Origin of the sequence: Halopenitus malekzadehii, assembly GCF_900108505.1 — an archaeon.
GTDB lineage: Archaea > Halobacteriota > Halobacteria > Halobacteriales > Haloferacaceae > Halopenitus > Halopenitus malekzadehii.
Genome location: NZ_FNWU01000008.1, coordinates 20,933 through 34,972, shown reverse-complemented (window position 1 = coordinate 34,972; position 14,040 = coordinate 20,933). Strand labels below are relative to the sequence as shown.

General features: G+C 66.8%; 14 protein-coding genes and 1 other RNA gene. 9 read left to right on the top strand and 6 right to left on the bottom strand.

Going from position 1 to position 14,040, the window contains the following annotated elements:
• Nucleotides 1–188: 188 nt before the first annotated feature.
• A complete protein-coding gene (locus BLW38_RS11415) occupies nt 189–854 on the top strand; it encodes a helix-turn-helix domain-containing protein (protein ID WP_218143057.1) in 666 nt (221 codons plus the stop codon).
• Between the two features lie 46 nt (nt 855–900).
• Complete coding sequence (locus BLW38_RS11410; RefSeq protein ID WP_092817354.1) at nt 901–2,040, top strand: CBS domain-containing protein; 1,140 nt, start codon at nt 901–903, stop codon at nt 2,038–2,040.
• Between the two features lie 31 nt (nt 2,041–2,071).
• Here BLW38_RS11410 and radB read toward each other — a convergent pair whose 3' ends face one another.
• Nucleotides 2,072–2,782, bottom strand: a complete 711-nt coding sequence (gene radB, locus BLW38_RS11405; protein WP_092817353.1) for a DNA repair and recombination protein RadB — start codon at nt 2,780–2,782, stop codon at nt 2,072–2,074.
• Nucleotides 2,783–2,876: 94 nt separating this feature from the next.
• On the opposite strand from radB, the gene BLW38_RS11400 reads away from it, so the two are divergent.
• From BLW38_RS11400 to BLW38_RS11385, 4 genes are all read left to right on the top strand, one after another.
• On the top strand, nt 2,877–3,218 hold the full coding sequence (locus BLW38_RS11400) for a nuclear transport factor 2 family protein (protein WP_092817352.1): 342 nt from the start codon (nt 2,877–2,879) through the stop codon (nt 3,216–3,218).
• Between the two features lie 71 nt (nt 3,219–3,289).
• Nucleotides 3,290–4,585, top strand: a complete 1,296-nt coding sequence (locus BLW38_RS11395; protein ID WP_394327081.1) for a TIGR00341 family protein — start codon at nt 3,290–3,292, stop codon at nt 4,583–4,585.
• A 160-nt stretch (nt 4,586–4,745) separates the two neighbouring features.
• Nucleotides 4,746–5,501 carry an SIMPL domain-containing protein gene (locus BLW38_RS11390; protein WP_092817351.1) on the top strand — a complete coding sequence of 252 codons (756 nt, stop codon included), beginning with the start codon at nt 4,746–4,748 and terminating at the stop codon, nt 5,499–5,501.
• Between the two features lie 79 nt (nt 5,502–5,580).
• Nucleotides 5,581–6,009 carry a MoaD/ThiS family protein gene (locus BLW38_RS11385; protein ID WP_092817350.1) on the top strand — a complete coding sequence of 143 codons (429 nt, stop codon included), beginning with the start codon at nt 5,581–5,583 and terminating at the stop codon, nt 6,007–6,009.
• 52 nt (nt 6,010–6,061) lie between these two features.
• On the opposite strand, the gene BLW38_RS11380 is transcribed toward BLW38_RS11385, so the two are convergent.
• From BLW38_RS11380 to BLW38_RS11370, 3 genes are all read right to left on the bottom strand, one after another.
• Nucleotides 6,062–7,030 carry an NOG1 family protein gene (locus BLW38_RS11380; RefSeq protein ID WP_092817349.1) on the bottom strand — a complete coding sequence of 323 codons (969 nt, stop codon included), beginning with the start codon at nt 7,028–7,030 and terminating at the stop codon, nt 6,062–6,064.
• Between the two features lie 75 nt (nt 7,031–7,105).
• An RNA gene (rnpB, locus tag BLW38_RS11375) (RNase P RNA component) lies at nt 7,106–7,456 on the bottom strand.
• A gap of 105 nt (nt 7,457–7,561) precedes the next feature.
• Nucleotides 7,562–7,972 carry a hypothetical protein gene (locus BLW38_RS11370; RefSeq protein ID WP_245710182.1) on the bottom strand — a complete coding sequence of 137 codons (411 nt, stop codon included), beginning with the start codon at nt 7,970–7,972 and terminating at the stop codon, nt 7,562–7,564.
• Nucleotides 7,973–8,190: 218 nt separating this feature from the next.
• Between BLW38_RS11370 and secF the strand changes: the two genes are divergently transcribed.
• Entirely contained in the window at nt 8,191–9,111 is a 921-nt protein-coding gene (secF, locus tag BLW38_RS11365) for a protein translocase subunit SecF (protein WP_092817348.1), read from the top strand.
• On the top strand, nt 9,112–10,758 hold the full coding sequence (locus BLW38_RS11360) for a preprotein translocase subunit SecD (protein ID WP_092817347.1): 1,647 nt from the start codon (nt 9,112–9,114) through the stop codon (nt 10,756–10,758).
• Between the two features lie 135 nt (nt 10,759–10,893).
• On the opposite strand, the gene BLW38_RS11355 is transcribed toward BLW38_RS11360, so the two are convergent.
• Both BLW38_RS11355 and BLW38_RS11350 read right to left on the bottom strand, forming a co-directional pair.
• The gene (locus BLW38_RS11355; protein ID WP_092817346.1) at nt 10,894–11,691 is read right to left on the bottom strand and encodes a ribonuclease HII; all 798 of its coding nucleotides are present in this window, start codon (nt 11,689–11,691) and stop codon (nt 10,894–10,896) included.
• A gap of 6 nt (nt 11,692–11,697) precedes the next feature.
• The gene (locus tag BLW38_RS11350; protein ID WP_092817404.1) at nt 11,698–12,525 is read right to left on the bottom strand and encodes an NAD(+)/NADH kinase; all 828 of its coding nucleotides are present in this window, start codon (nt 12,523–12,525) and stop codon (nt 11,698–11,700) included.
• A gap of 182 nt (nt 12,526–12,707) precedes the next feature.
• Here BLW38_RS11350 and BLW38_RS11345 point away from each other — a divergent pair, with 182 nt between their 5' ends.
• A complete protein-coding gene (locus BLW38_RS11345) occupies nt 12,708–14,018 on the top strand; it encodes a KaiC domain-containing protein (protein WP_092817345.1) in 1,311 nt (436 codons plus the stop codon).
• Nucleotides 14,019–14,040: the final 22 nt, after the last annotated feature.

Below are 14,040 nucleotides of genomic sequence, written 5' to 3'. Positions count from 1 at the left end.
CGACGATCCGTGATCACTGATACCACCGTGGTGAGTGGCCGACGCAGACGCGACCGACGTCCCGCAACCGTCCGACGATCGCCCGCTGCTCGACGCCCGACGATCGCCCGATCACCTCCCCGTGACTGCCACGTAACGGTCCCCCGTGGTCGGCTGACGGGCCCGACACAGTCACACCGACGCACACGATGATCGTCTCGACCAGCGTCTACGTGGCCCATTCCGATCTCGCGCTTGCGCCCACGATCCGAGCGCTCCCGGACGCGGAGATCGGCGTCGTCTCCGACACCGGAACGGACCCGGTCAACGACGGGCACTTCTTTTGGGTTGAAGCCGCCGACTTCGAGGCGTTCGAGGAGGCGTTGGCGGCGGATCACACCGTCGCGTCCTTCACGCCGGTCACCGAGGCTGACCCGCGTCGCACCTATCGGATCGAGTACACCGACGCCGCGACGCTGATCACGCCACCGGTCTCGGCAGCCGGCGGGCTCGTTCTCGAGTCGCGAAGCCACCGCGACGGCTGGAAGCTGCGCCTGGAGCTGCAGGATCACGAGACGATGGAGGATCTGAGCGCCTTCGCCGACCGGAACGGGATCCGTTTCACCGTTCTCGAGCTCCGGCAGACCGAGGACGCGGCCGAGGAATCCGGGTTCGGGCTGACCGAGCCACAGATCGAGGCGCTGGTCAACGCGTACCGCAACGGCTACTACGACGATCCTCGCGAGATCACCCTCGAGGGGCTCTCGGAGCTGCTCGAGATCTCCCGAACGGCCGTCAGCGGTCGGATCCGTCGCGGATCGGCGCGGCTGATCGAGGACGTCCTCATCGACGAGGAGTCGATCGACGAAGAGTGACTCCCGTACTTTCAATACCCGTCCGGCTCTAGGTTCGGCTTGGACCATGAATATTGCTGATATCGCGGTGCCGGAATACGTCGAGGTCGACGTCGACGAGCGTCTTGCCAAGGTCCGATCCCTGTTCGATCGGGAGAACCCGAAGGGGATCATCGTTACCGAGGACGGCGATTACGCCGGCGTCGTCGGTGAGAAACAGCTGATCCGCTCGCGGATGGGGGACGACACGAAGGTCTCGGCGGTGATGAAACCCGCTCCCGAGATCGCGCTCCGCGAGGACATCCGGGAGGCCGCCCGGCTGCTCATCGAGGGGAACGTCAAGATCGCACCCGTCTACGACGGTGAGAAGCTGGACGGGATCATCACCGAGGACGCGATCCTCGAGGCCGTCATCGACAGCTTCGACGCCAACACCGTCGAGCAGGTGTACACCGCCGACGTCGTCACGATCGGCGAGAAGGAACACGTCGGGCAGGCGATCAACCGGCTCCGTAAACACGGCATCTCGCGGCTACCGGTGCTCAACGAGAACGGGAGCCTCACCGGCGTCGTGACCACCAACGACATCGTCGACTTCGTCGTCCGCGACCAGGACCGACAAGGGAGCGGCGACCGGGCGGGTGACATCGACCGGATGCTCGATCTCCCCGTCTACGACCTGATGTCGAGCCCGGCGCTCACCGCCCGCACCGACGAGACCACCAAGGCCGCCCTGGAGCGAATGTTCGACAACAATGTGGCCGGACTCGTCGTCACGCCGAACGACGAGGATACCGTCACCGGGATCATCACCAAAACCGACATCCTTCGGTCGCTCACCTTCACCGAGGAGGAGTCGATGGACGTCCAGATCACCAACATCGAGCTCCTCGATACGATCTCCCGTGACCACGTCATCGAGTCGATCCAGGACGTGACGAACAAATACGGGAAGATGCAGGTGTTCCACGCGCACGTCCGCCTGCAGGAACACAAGGAGAAGCTCCGTGGCACGCCGCTCATCCAGTGTCAGATCCGGCTCCGGACGAGCAAGGGACAGGTCATCGGGACCGGCGAGGGCTACGGCGCCGAACACGGCTTCCACGTCGCCCTCGACAAACTCGAACGGAACGTCCTCGAGCTCAAGGGCGTCAACGCCGACGAGAAGTACCGCGGGCAGCTGCTCCGGAAGATCGGCGAGCTGTAAGCGGCTCACTCCGGACGAGGATCACCGCGATTCAGAACGGGTCAACTCCGTCCGAGGAACCAGCGGGTTCGATCCCGCCCCCGGTGAGTTGGAACGTCGCGTGGCCGCCGGTTTCCGTCGATCGATGCTTCTCCAGCGTCGCCCGCCGATTGCCGCCGCGGAAGCGGTCGACGCGAACGACCGCGCCGGTCCAGTGTTCGAGGGTGTGACCGCCCAGCGGCCGAGCACGGTCGCTTTCGGGATCGGTGAAGACCTGGTTGGTGACGACGACCGCCAGGTCGTGGCGCCGGGCCAGCGAGAGGAGGTGGGTGACCTGATCGGCGACCTTCCGGAGCGACTCCCCGCCCTCGGTGTCGGCGGTTCGCTCCAGCCGGTAGAAGCCGGTCGCGGAGTCGAGAACGATGAGGTCGACCTCCGGGGCGAACTCGGCGGCGTCCCGAACCGCCTCCTGCTGGTCGTCGAAGTCGTACGCTTCGGTGATGATCAGTCGGGAGGCAACCGACTCGACGTCGTCGTCGGTTCTCGCCTCGGCGATCTGTCGAAACCGGTCGATCGAGAGCCCCTCGGTGTCGATATAGAGGACGCTTCCACCCTCGGCGGCCACCTCGACGGCGGCCGACAGCGCGAGGTTCGTCTTGCCCGCCGCGGGCGGCCCGTAGACCTGGGTGACCACGCCGCGTTCGAACCCGCCGCCGAGCAGATCGTCGAGCGGGTCACAGCCGAGTGAAACGGGATCGCTCACCCATAACCGTAGATGGGGCGTCGAGAAAAGCGACGTGGATCGAATCCCCGCATCGATCCGTGACGTTTTGGCTCGTGAACCCGACCACGTCCGTATGGACGGCCGCGACGCACGGCGACGGGCACGGCGGTACTACGAGGCGATCGACGAGGCTCGCTATGAGGACCTTCGGACGCTTCTGGACGCCGAGTTCGTTCACGACCGACCCGACCGAACGCTCCGGGGACGCGACCGGTTTGTCGAGTTCATGCGCGAGGACCGCCCCAGAACCGATACCTCACACGCGATCGACGACGTCTACGCTAACGGCGACGACGTCGCCGTCCACGGCCGGCTACTGGCGGCGTCGGGCGAGCCGCTTTTCGCCTTCGTGGACGTCTTCGAGACCGCCGAGAACGGACGCGGTTTCGCGTCGCTGCGGACGTACACGCGGTGACGACCGCCCCGCGGCGCCCGTGACGGTTGCGACCCCCGAGTTTTTAACCGATCACGACTCCATCGGGGAGTGTGCGACTCGTACAGGTCATGATCCCGGCCGGCAAGCGTGCGGCGATCCTCGACGCGCTCGACGAGGAGGGGATCGACTACGTGGTGACCGACGAGACGAGCGGGCGAAAGTACACGGGCGTCGTCTCGTTCCCGCTTCCAACCGCGGCCGTCGAACCGGTACTCGACCGGCTCCGGGAGGCCGGGATCGACGAGGAGACCTACACCGTCATCGTCGACGCCGAGACGGTCATCTCCCGGCGCTTCGAGCAGCTCGAGGAGCGGTACGCCGAGGAATCGGACCACAGCGAGGACCGGATCGCCAAGGAGGAGCTGCAGACGAAGGCGACGGGTCTCGTCTCGGGCATCCGGACGTACGTCCTGATGACGGTCATCTCGGCGGTCATCGCCACCGCGGGGCTGCTGCTCGACTCGCCGGCGACGGTCGTGGGATCGATGGTGATCGCGCCCCTCATCGGCCCGGCGATGTCGGCCGCCGTCGGAACCGTCGTCGACGACGACGAGCTGTTCGGACGCGGCGTCCGGCTCCAGATACTCGGCGTCGTCCTCGCGGTCGGATCCGCCGCGGTCTTCGCCGCAGGGCTCCGCACGCTCAACCTGGTTCCGCCCGGCCTCGACCCGCTCGCGCTCGCGGAGGTCTCCGAGCGGCTCGCTCCGAACGTGCTCGTCCTCGCGGTGGCACTCGGAGCCGGGATCGCCGGGGTTCTCTCGCTGATGACCGGCGTCTCATCCGCGCTCGTGGGCGTGATGATCGCCGTTGCGTTGATCCCGCCGGCCGCGGCAGTCGGGATCGGGATCGCCTTCGGGATCCCACGACTCGCGCTGGGGGCGGGCGTGCTCGTGCTTGTCAACGTGCTCTCGATCAACCTCGCGGCACTCGTCGTCCTGTGGTATGAAGGCTATCGACCGGACTCGTGGTTCCGTGAGGCGGAGGCCAAATCGGCGCTCCTCAAGCGTGTGACGGCGCTTCTGGCGGCCATCGCGATCCTGTCGGTCTTCCTCGGCGGCGTCACCTACGACACCTACGTCGCGACCACGACCGAACAGGACGTTCGGGAGGCGGTCGAGTCGGAGCTGGCGCTGGCGGAGGCACAGCTGGACCTGATCGACCTGGAGGTACATCGAACCGGCAGCATACCTCCATTACGGACCGAACGCGTGGTGATAACGGTTGGATCCGAGCCGGGGACCACCGTCGCCGGGCTCGCCGCGCGTCTCGACGACCGCATCGAGCCGGTCGTCGATGGACAGGTCGCCGTCGAGGTACGCGTATTGACGGTCGATCGCTCCGGCTGATCGCCATTCGGACGTGGACCGATCCGACTGATGGTCGACGACCGGCCGGCGAGCGCTTCGGCCACAGCCATCGCCGCCGACTTCGGTCGAGCGCCGTGCTGGGACAAAACGTTCTTTGTGTCATCGCTGGCTTAAGGCCCGTTCCCGACACAGTGTCGGTATGGACAGACGACTGATCGGTGCGCTGGCGCTGGCCGCGACCCTCCTCCTGGCGGGCTGTGCGGGCGTCGCCGGCGACGCCACGCCAACGGATGACGGCGAACCGGACCGAACGATCGAGGTGACTGCGGACGGCGAGGCGACCGCCGAGCCCGACCGAGCGACGATCACCGTGGCCGTTGAGGCACGAGGTAACTCCTCGTCGGCCGTCCGAGAGGAGATCGCCGCCGACGAGGCGTCGCTTCGATCGGCCCTCCAGGACTGGGGGATCGAGGACGACCAGATCCGGACGACACGCTACGACATTCGAGAGCGCCGTCCGGTACCGGAGGCCGAGCGTGAGGGTACGGAGCCCGAATACGTCGGGGTTCACCAGTACGAGATCGAGGTCCACGACGTGGAGGCGGTCGGCGAGGTCATCGACGTCGCGGTCGATTCCGGCGCCGACAGCGTCAACCGCGTGCAGTTCGGGCTGAGCGACGAGCGCGAGGAGGAACTGCGAACCACGGCCTTCGAGAACGCGGTCGAGAACGCGGACGGGCGCGCCCGGATGCTCGCGAACAACACCGGACTCGAGGTCATCGACGTCTACACCATCTCGACGATGGACGACCGCGTCTCGCCGTACCGCGCCGAGCCGATGGCGGTCACCGAGGACGCCGCGGGCAACGGCGGGTCCTCGACGTCCATCGAGACGGGAGAGGTGAGCGTCGACGTACAGGTCCACGTCATCTTTGAGGCCGAGACGACCGGGTGACCCGCGCGTCCACTCCGGTTCGACGATAGCGAACATATTCGGCACAACGGGGAGGGACGTCGGGCACGAACGAGACGATATGCAGACGACGACCGAGGCCGCCGAGGCCGACGCCGCGACGGCGACGCCGTCGAACCGGGAGGGTGAAACGACCGTCACGGTCCGGTGTACCGGCCACGTTCGGACCGCGCTCGACCGGTCGGAGTTCGAGTACCGGTTCGAGGGTGACACCCTCCGGGAGTTCCTCGACGCCCTGTTCGAGGAGTATCCGGAGCTCCAGGAGCTACTCATCGCCGAGTCGGAGTCGGAGTCGACCGCACACGGCTGGGCACCGACGCCCGAGGAACTGCCCGGCACGTGGCGGAAGAATCCCGTCGGTGAGCAGACGGTCGCGTACGCTCGCGTGCTCGTGAACGGACGGTTCAACGAGAACCAACAGGGGTTCGACACGACACTTGCGGACGGCGACCGCGTCGCGCTCGTCTACCCGTTCATCTTCTGCTGTTGAGTGCCGAACACACGTTCGGGGGACGCTGATCCCGGATGATCCGGGCCGATCGTCACTCCCGCGAGGGAAGGTCCGGTTCGTACCCGACGGCTTCGACCGCCATATCGAGGACGCCCTCGACGTTCTCGTCCTCGGTGACGCTCATATAGGCGTCCGCATCCACGTCGGTCGACCGGTCCTGCTTGTTGCAGACGGTGAGCAGGGGGACGTCCGCGCCGAACAGCGAGTCGACTTCCTCCAGGAGCGCCAGCTGGACCTCGAGCGGGTAGCCGCAGTCGCCGGAGGCATCGACGACGAAGAGGACGCAGTCGGCGAGGTGCTCGAGGGCGGAGACCGCCTGGCGCTCGATGTCGTTGCGCTCCTCGAGAGGGCGATCGAGCAGCCCCGGCGTATCGATGATCTGATAGCGAACGTGGTCCCGCTCGAAGTGACCGATCTGCACGCCACGGGTGGTGAAGGGGTACTCCGCGATCTCGTTGGAGGCACGGGTAACCCGGTTGACGAACGAGGACTTGCCGACGTTCGGGTAGCCGGCGACGACGATCGCGGGTTCGTCGGTCCGGATGTCGGGCAGCGTCTTCAGGTCGTCGCGGGCGTCGCCGATCAGGCGGAGGTCGTCCGCGACCTCCTCGGCGATGTCGGCCATCCGTGCGAACGCCTGCTTGCGGTGTTTCCGCGCCGTGTCGACGTCGCTCCGACGCAGCTTCGTCGTGTACTCGTCGCGGATCGACTCGATCTGGCGGCTCGCCCACATTACCTCCGACAGCGACTGGCGGAGCTCGTCGACGTCGACGATCGCGTCCGCGAGCTCGTAGTAGAACGGGTCGACGTCGTACTCGAAGTCGGGCCAGGACGTCACCACGTTCGAGAGGTTATCGGAGAGCACGTTGCCGGCGGTCCGCAGCATCGACTCCTGGGCCTCGTGGCCGGACTTCGCCCGGCCGGCTCGCGCGGCCCGCGAGAACGCCTTGTCGATGAGTTCCTCCGCGCGCGGGGTCGTCTGGAGGTCCTCGAATATCATACGTCCGGTTGCGCGTGAACGCGTATAAGGGCGTCCGTTCGGCCGGAACGGCGCCGCCGCTGGCGAATAGTGGCGGACTGAGGGGAGTAAGCCCCCTTCCGTTCGGCTCGACATTCGGCTGAGCGTCCGCGCCGTGGCCGGACTACCTATCGGCGCGGACTTGCACCGGCGAGGATTCGCCGTTCCATCCCTTCCTGCCCGTCTGCGACGTGAGACGTCGCATGCCCCTCGGCGGGTTAGCTCCCTCTCCTTGCGGGTCGGTTCGCACGCCTCATCGGTCGGGGCAGGGGGTCTCGTTTCTGTTCCAGCGCCAGCCGTCTCCGGCTCCGGGCTTGCGCCCGGTCGCCCGTCCGGCCGGTGGGGGGACTTTCCTCATGCGTTGGACGGCGACGCCGCCCGCGGCACGGGAGTCGAGCTCCCTCTGTCCAGGCGGCGGTAGGCGATCGCTCGGGATAAGGATTCCGTCGCCGCAGTCGGTCGTTCGACCACCTCACCGCATTATATAGCCTTCTCACCGCGCCATACAGTACCTCACCGCGTCGGCCCGTCCGCGCTCTGGACCTTCCAGCCTCCCTCGACGTCGCCCTCACGATCGACGTACTCGATCGCCGTCTGCTCGTCGACGACGGCCACCTCGACGGCGGTCCCGTCCGTGGACCCGGTATTCCCGCCGTCATCGACCTCGATCCGCTCGACGCGAAACGGGATGTCGAGGTTGTTCCCGCAGCAGCCGATGTCGACGAACTCCTCGGTCACGTCGCCGACCGAGACCTCGCCGAGGGTCCGGCGGAAGTAGCCTCGATAGCGGTCGGTATCGATCTGGGATCGAACCCAGCCGCTCACGCCCTCCGGCATCGAGAGGACGACCCGCGTCGCGGTCGGTCGCGCCGACGTGGCGGTCGCCGTCGAATCTGTCGAGTCCGTCGAGTCGGACTGTGACATATTCACCCATACGGGGCGACGGGAGTAACGCCTTTCGCCGACCATAGTTGTCGCCACTTGACTCTCGGCGACGTCGTTGTTATGGATTCAGCATCACGCCGATCCTGCATCGTGACTGGGGGCGGCTCAATCGACGCCGCAACGGGAATCCGGATCGACCGACGCCGTGGCTGGCGATAAGAAAGCTTATTCGGCGCGCAGCCGGACCCCGGAGACATATGGTAGCGATCGAGGTACCGGAGGTCGAGTACACGGACTACACCAACCGTCAGCTGGTCGCGATCCCGCTCGCGGTCCTGGCGGTGGCGCTTCTGATCCTCGGCGGGTGGTACCTCGCGACGGGTGCCCCGGCCGATCTGGGCGTCGAGTTCACGGGCGGCGCCGAGCTGCGGTTGTCGGCGTCAGAAACGTCGGATCTCGAGATGGGAACCCCCGAGGCACGCGCGGCGCTCGAGGATCCGGACACCTTCTCGATCGAGCCCTCCTCGATCCAGTACGCGCCGGGGGATGAGACCTACATCGTGACGTTCCGGCCGGAGGACCTTCCGGAGGATGCCGGAAGCGGTGACTTCGGCGACATCGCGGGCGAGGCCGAGGCGGCCGGCTTCGCGGTCACCGGCGAGGACATCGTCTCCGCGAGCTTCGGCAGCGGCGTACAGACGCAGGCGCTCGGCGGGGTCGTGATCGCGTTCCTCGGAATGAGCGTGCTCGTCTTCGCGATGTTCCGCACGTTCGTGCCGTCGATCGCGGTCGTCGCCTCGGCGTTCTCCGACATCATCATCCCCGTCGCCGTGATGAACCTCCTCGGGATCGATATGACGCTCGGGACGGTCGCGGCGCTGCTGATGATCATCGGGTACTCGGTCGACTCGGACATCCTGTTGAACAACTCCGTGTTGCGCCGGACCGGCGGCTTCTACGAGTCCGTCCAGCGCGCGATGCGCACCGGCGTGACGATGACGATCACGTCCATCGCCGCGATGATCGTGATGACGATCGTCGCGTGGGTCTTCGGGATCGACCTGCTTCGCGACATCGGCGTCATCCTCGCGGTCGGACTGTGTGCCGACCTGATGAACACGTACCTGCTCAACGTCTCGCTGCTTCGCTGGTACTCCTTCGAGGGGGTGAGCCGGTAGATGATCGACGCGATCAAACGCAACTGGCGCGTCGGGCTCCTCGTGGTCGCCGTGCTGGGCGCCACGATCGTCCTCTTCACCCCGATGTTCGCACCCGACCCCGGGGCGGAAGGGATCGGGAACGGGACGGATACCGGCAGCGCCGACGGGATCACGAACCTCCAGTTCGGTCTCGATCTCGACGGCGGAACCCGCATCCGTGCGCCACTTGTCGGCTATACGGCAACGGATGTGGAGTTCAACGGCGACGACCCGGCAACAGTCGCGAGTAACGTCGCCGGACAGCTCTCGAATACGACGAGCACCGGTGTGAATGCGGAGTTGGATGACCCCAGCGAAGGCGGCACCGGCGCCGTCGAGGTGACCGATGCCAACGTCTCCGAGACGGAGTTCACGGCGGCGATCGAGGCCGCCGGCTACGCCTATGACGGCGTCCGGCCGGGCGTCACCGAGGAGACCCTCGAGGCGACCATCGAGGTCATTGAGGGGAAGATCAACGAGGCCGGGCTCTCGGGCGGGAGCGTCCGCGAGATCGTCGACGCGAGCGGGCGCTCGTTCGTCCTGATCGAGGTCCCGGGCGAGGACCGAAATGACGTCGAGGAGCTGATCGCCGAACGCGGCACCGTCCGGATCGACATCTTCATCCCGAACGACGGGAACGGAACCCGCAACCGCGCCGTGGTCACTCAGGATGACTTCGAGAACGTCGGGACCGCGAGCCGGTCCGATGGCGGCGGCTCGTACGTTCCGGTCTCGATCGTCGATACCGCGCCGGCGGGGGAACCCACGCCGGCCCAGCAGCTTCAGCAAGCGATCGGTCAGGCGAACCAACAGGCGGGGAACCCGGGAACTGACGGCTGGAAGTGCGCCGCGAATCCGGCCGATCGAGGGAAGTGTGCCGGCGACTACACGCAGTCGGAGGAACCGCGGCTGCTACTCGTCGTCAACGACCGGGTGGTCAACGACTTCGGGATGGACGGCGGCCTCCTCCAGTCGATGGTCCAGGGAACGTGGGCGAACGACCCCGGGTTCCGGCTGACGACCGGCGCCGGCGAGGATTCCTTCCAGCGCGCCCAGCAGATCTCGATCAATCTGCGTGCCGGCGCGCTCCCGGCCGAATTGGGCGAGGGTTCCTCCTCGTACATCTCCCCGACCCAGGGCGAGCAGTTCAAGACCTACTCGCTCATCATCGGTATCCTCTCCGTATTCGCCGTGGCCGGGATGGTCTTCCTCCGCTACCGCGAGCCGAAGGTCGCGCTGCCGATGGTCGTCACCGCGCTGACGGAGGTCTACACCCTCCTCGGGTTCGCCGCGCTCCTCGGATACCCGCTCGATCTCGCGGTCATCGCCGGGTTCATCGCGGTGGTCGGGACCGGCGTCGACGACCTCGTGATCATCGCCGACGAGGTGATGAGCGAGGGCGACGTCAGCTCGAAGACGGTCTTCGACTCCCGGTTCCGCCGGGCGTTCTGGGTGATCGGCGCCGCGGCGGCGACGACGATCATCGCGATGTCACCGCTGATGGTGTTGAGTCTCGGTGACCTCTCCGGGTTCGCCATCTTCACGATCCTCGGGGTCCTCATCGGCGTCCTCGTCACGCGACCGGCCTACGGGGACATCCTCCGGATGCTGCTGACCGACCGCTGACGGACGAGCGTCGGCAGACCCGGCTTCGACTTTCAAAGATTTCTGGGGACGCTGTATCCCCTCCCTACTGCGCTACTCGGTCGCTTCGCTCCCTGCGTTGCTCCTTGAGGAAGGGGACTTAGCGCCTAATTCCAGTTAAAACTCCCCAAGCCCCGACTGCTCGTGGCGCGCGAGCAGCCGTTCACACGTCCGCCAGGACCGGCGTGCGCAGTCGGGAACGTCGCCGGTGTCGTCCACGTACGCCTCGAGAAACGCCGTCGTCGTGGGGTCGCTCGGGTAGCCGCTGCCGACGCCGTCGTAGTCGGGATGTCGCTCGTCGATCGCCGCCATCCGGCGGTCGCGTTCGACCTTGGCCACGATCGATGCCGCACCCACGAGCGGCGAGTCGGCATCGGCTCCGTGTCTGGCGGTGACGGAGACGTTCGGTGAGGTGTCACGGCCGGTTTCCCGGGGCAGCGCCGCCTCCACGGCCTCCCGAACCCGCCGGCCGAATCGCTCCTCCGAGACGTCCCCGGCGTCGACGAGCAGGCGGATCGACCGGTCGGACGTCGTCGAGGAGGCGCCGGGGGCAGTCGATGGGTCGTCGGGAGCGGTCGCGGGGGCTTCAGAATCCGTCACGGGAGCTTCGGAATCGGCCGGTGATCCGCTCGCCGCGAGCAGGTCCACCACCGCACGGGCCTGTGCCGCGACGGTGAGGGCGTTCATATCGGTCTCGGGATCGTCGATCTCCGTGGGCTCGACGGCGGCGACGCCGACGTCGATGGCCGGATGCGCCCGCAGCCGTTCATCGAGCGCGTCGCGACGCGCCGGGGCGATGCGTTTCGAGTCGTCGATGCCGTCGGGGAGGGCCGCCGGGTCCGCCCGGACGGCGGCGGCGATCATCGGCCCCAGAACCGGCCCCTTGCCAGCCTCGTCGACGCCGATCCGTGTCATCCGAACTCACTCCAGTTTGCCGAGCGCCTCGAAGAAGTCCGAGCGAGGGCCGGCGATCCGCATCGGAACCGAGGCTTTGGAGACGGTCACCGTGACCGGCGGGTCGAACGTGGTCGGCCGTCGACCGTCGCTGATGACGGCCACGGAGCCGGTCCGGGAGTCCGTCACCGTGACAGCCAGATCGACGTCGGGATCGAGCGCGAGCGGCGCCATCCCCGCCTCCGCGCACATCTCGGTGAGAACGATCGCGTTCACGCCGGGGTGGACGATCGGCCCGCCCTCGGAGAGGTTGTACGCGGTCGACCCGGTCTGGGTCGCCACGATCACGCCGTCGGCGTGGGTCTCCGAATACGGCGATCCATCGATACTGACCGTGTAGTCGAGACCACCCCCGTGGCCACGGCGGTCACCCTGTATCGTCACCTCGTTCGCCGCCGGGGTCGACCGCCAGTCGTCGACGGCTGCCACGAGCCGCGGGACCTCGCGGACGTTCATGGTCCCCTCACGGAACGCGGCGACCTCCGAAAGGACCGCATCCTCCGCGTTCGCGGGTGCGACCGCGTTGAGAAACCCGACCTCTCCGAGATTGACGCCGAGGATCGGCGTTCCGTCGGCGTTGCGGGCGGCGAACAGGAACGTCCCGTCACCGCCGATCGCCACGACGATATCACAGGTGTCGAACGTCGAAACGGGCGCTCCAGACGCCGAAAGCGCGTCAGCGGTCAGTTCGTCGATCCGGACGGTCACCCCGCGGTCGGCGAGCGCGTCCGCAAGCGAATCGACGAGCGCTGCCGCGCGAGGGTTCTCCTTTTGTGCGACGATCCCGACGTCCATACCGCCGAGTTCGGCGCCGTAATCAAAAACCACACGTAAAGTTTCAAGCCGTGACCCGCCCATCGATCGGATATGGGACGTCGTCGGGGGAAAACACGGGCACACGAGCACCGAAACGATCGGTTTCGGCGATCGCACCGACGGTCGGATGTCGTCGATGCCGATCGGTCCGGGGGTGCCCGATGACCGAAGACGGCGGGAGCGGTGAACGCGATCGGTTGGACGAGGAGGGGACACCCGACGACGAGACGGTCGACGACGAGACGGAGGAGGAAGACTGGTTCGAACGGGCACGCCGAGAACTCTCGGAGGCGAACGCGGCCGGAGGCGGGTCCGACACCACCGGTGCGGGTCGTGCCGGCGGAGAGGAACCAACCGACGGAGCCGACCCAGCAGGAGGGACCGACCCCGAGCCGGCATCAGCCAGCGGCTCGTCGTCCGAGGCGGATCCGGGCTCGTCGCGACCCCGTGATACGTCCACCGTCGGCGACCGTGAGGACGACGGCGAGTTCGGAGATGTCGACGACAGCGAGTTCGGAGATGTCGACGACAGCGAGTTCGGAGATGTCGACGACGGCGAGGGCGACGTGACGGATCGCGATGAGTCGGGCGACGTCGGTTTCCCCACGGAAACCGAACCGGGGACGCCTCCCGACTTCGACGCCGGTCCCGGAGGCGGACCCGGCGGCGGGTCCGACGGCGAGTTCGGCTTCGCGTCGTTCGGCGACGACGGCGACGCGGGACCCCCTCCGACGTCGGGCGGCACTGACTTTGAGGACGCCGAACTCGAATCCGATATCGAACGGATGGACCTGGGGATCGAGGGACTCGACAAGATGATCCTCGGCGGGGTCCCGCGACGGTCGCTCATCACGACGATCGGGTCAGCCGGAACCGGAAAGACGACCTTCGGGCTGCAATTCATCCACAAAGCGCTCACGAACGGCAATCGCGGAGTCTATATCACCCTCGAGGAGAGCCGGGAGGCGATCCTCTCGACGGCCGAGGAGAAGGGATACGGCTTCCGTGAGTACGAATCCGATGGAATGCTCTCGGTCGTCTCCATCGACCCGATCGAGATGGCCAACTCGCTGGCCTCGATCGGCAACGAACTCGGCCGGCTCATCCGCGAGTTCGACGCCGAGCGGCTGGTGTTGGACTCGGTGTCGCTGCTCGAGATGATGTACGACCACCCGGCCAAGCGCCGGTCGGAGATCTTCGAATTTACCAGGTCACTCAAACAGGCCGGCGTGACGACGATGCTCATCTCGGAGGCCAGCGAGTCGAACTCCTACGCCTCCAGACACGGGATCGTCGAGTACCTCACCGACGCGGTGTTCATCCTCCAGTACGTCCGCCCCTCCGACTTCCGCGAAACCCGGCTGGCGATCGAGATCCAGAAGATCCGCAACGCGAACCACTCACGGGAGACGAAACCCTACGAGATCACGAGCGAGGGGATCTCGGTCTACCAGCAGGCGAACATCTTCTGAACGCGGACCGTCCGCTGAACGT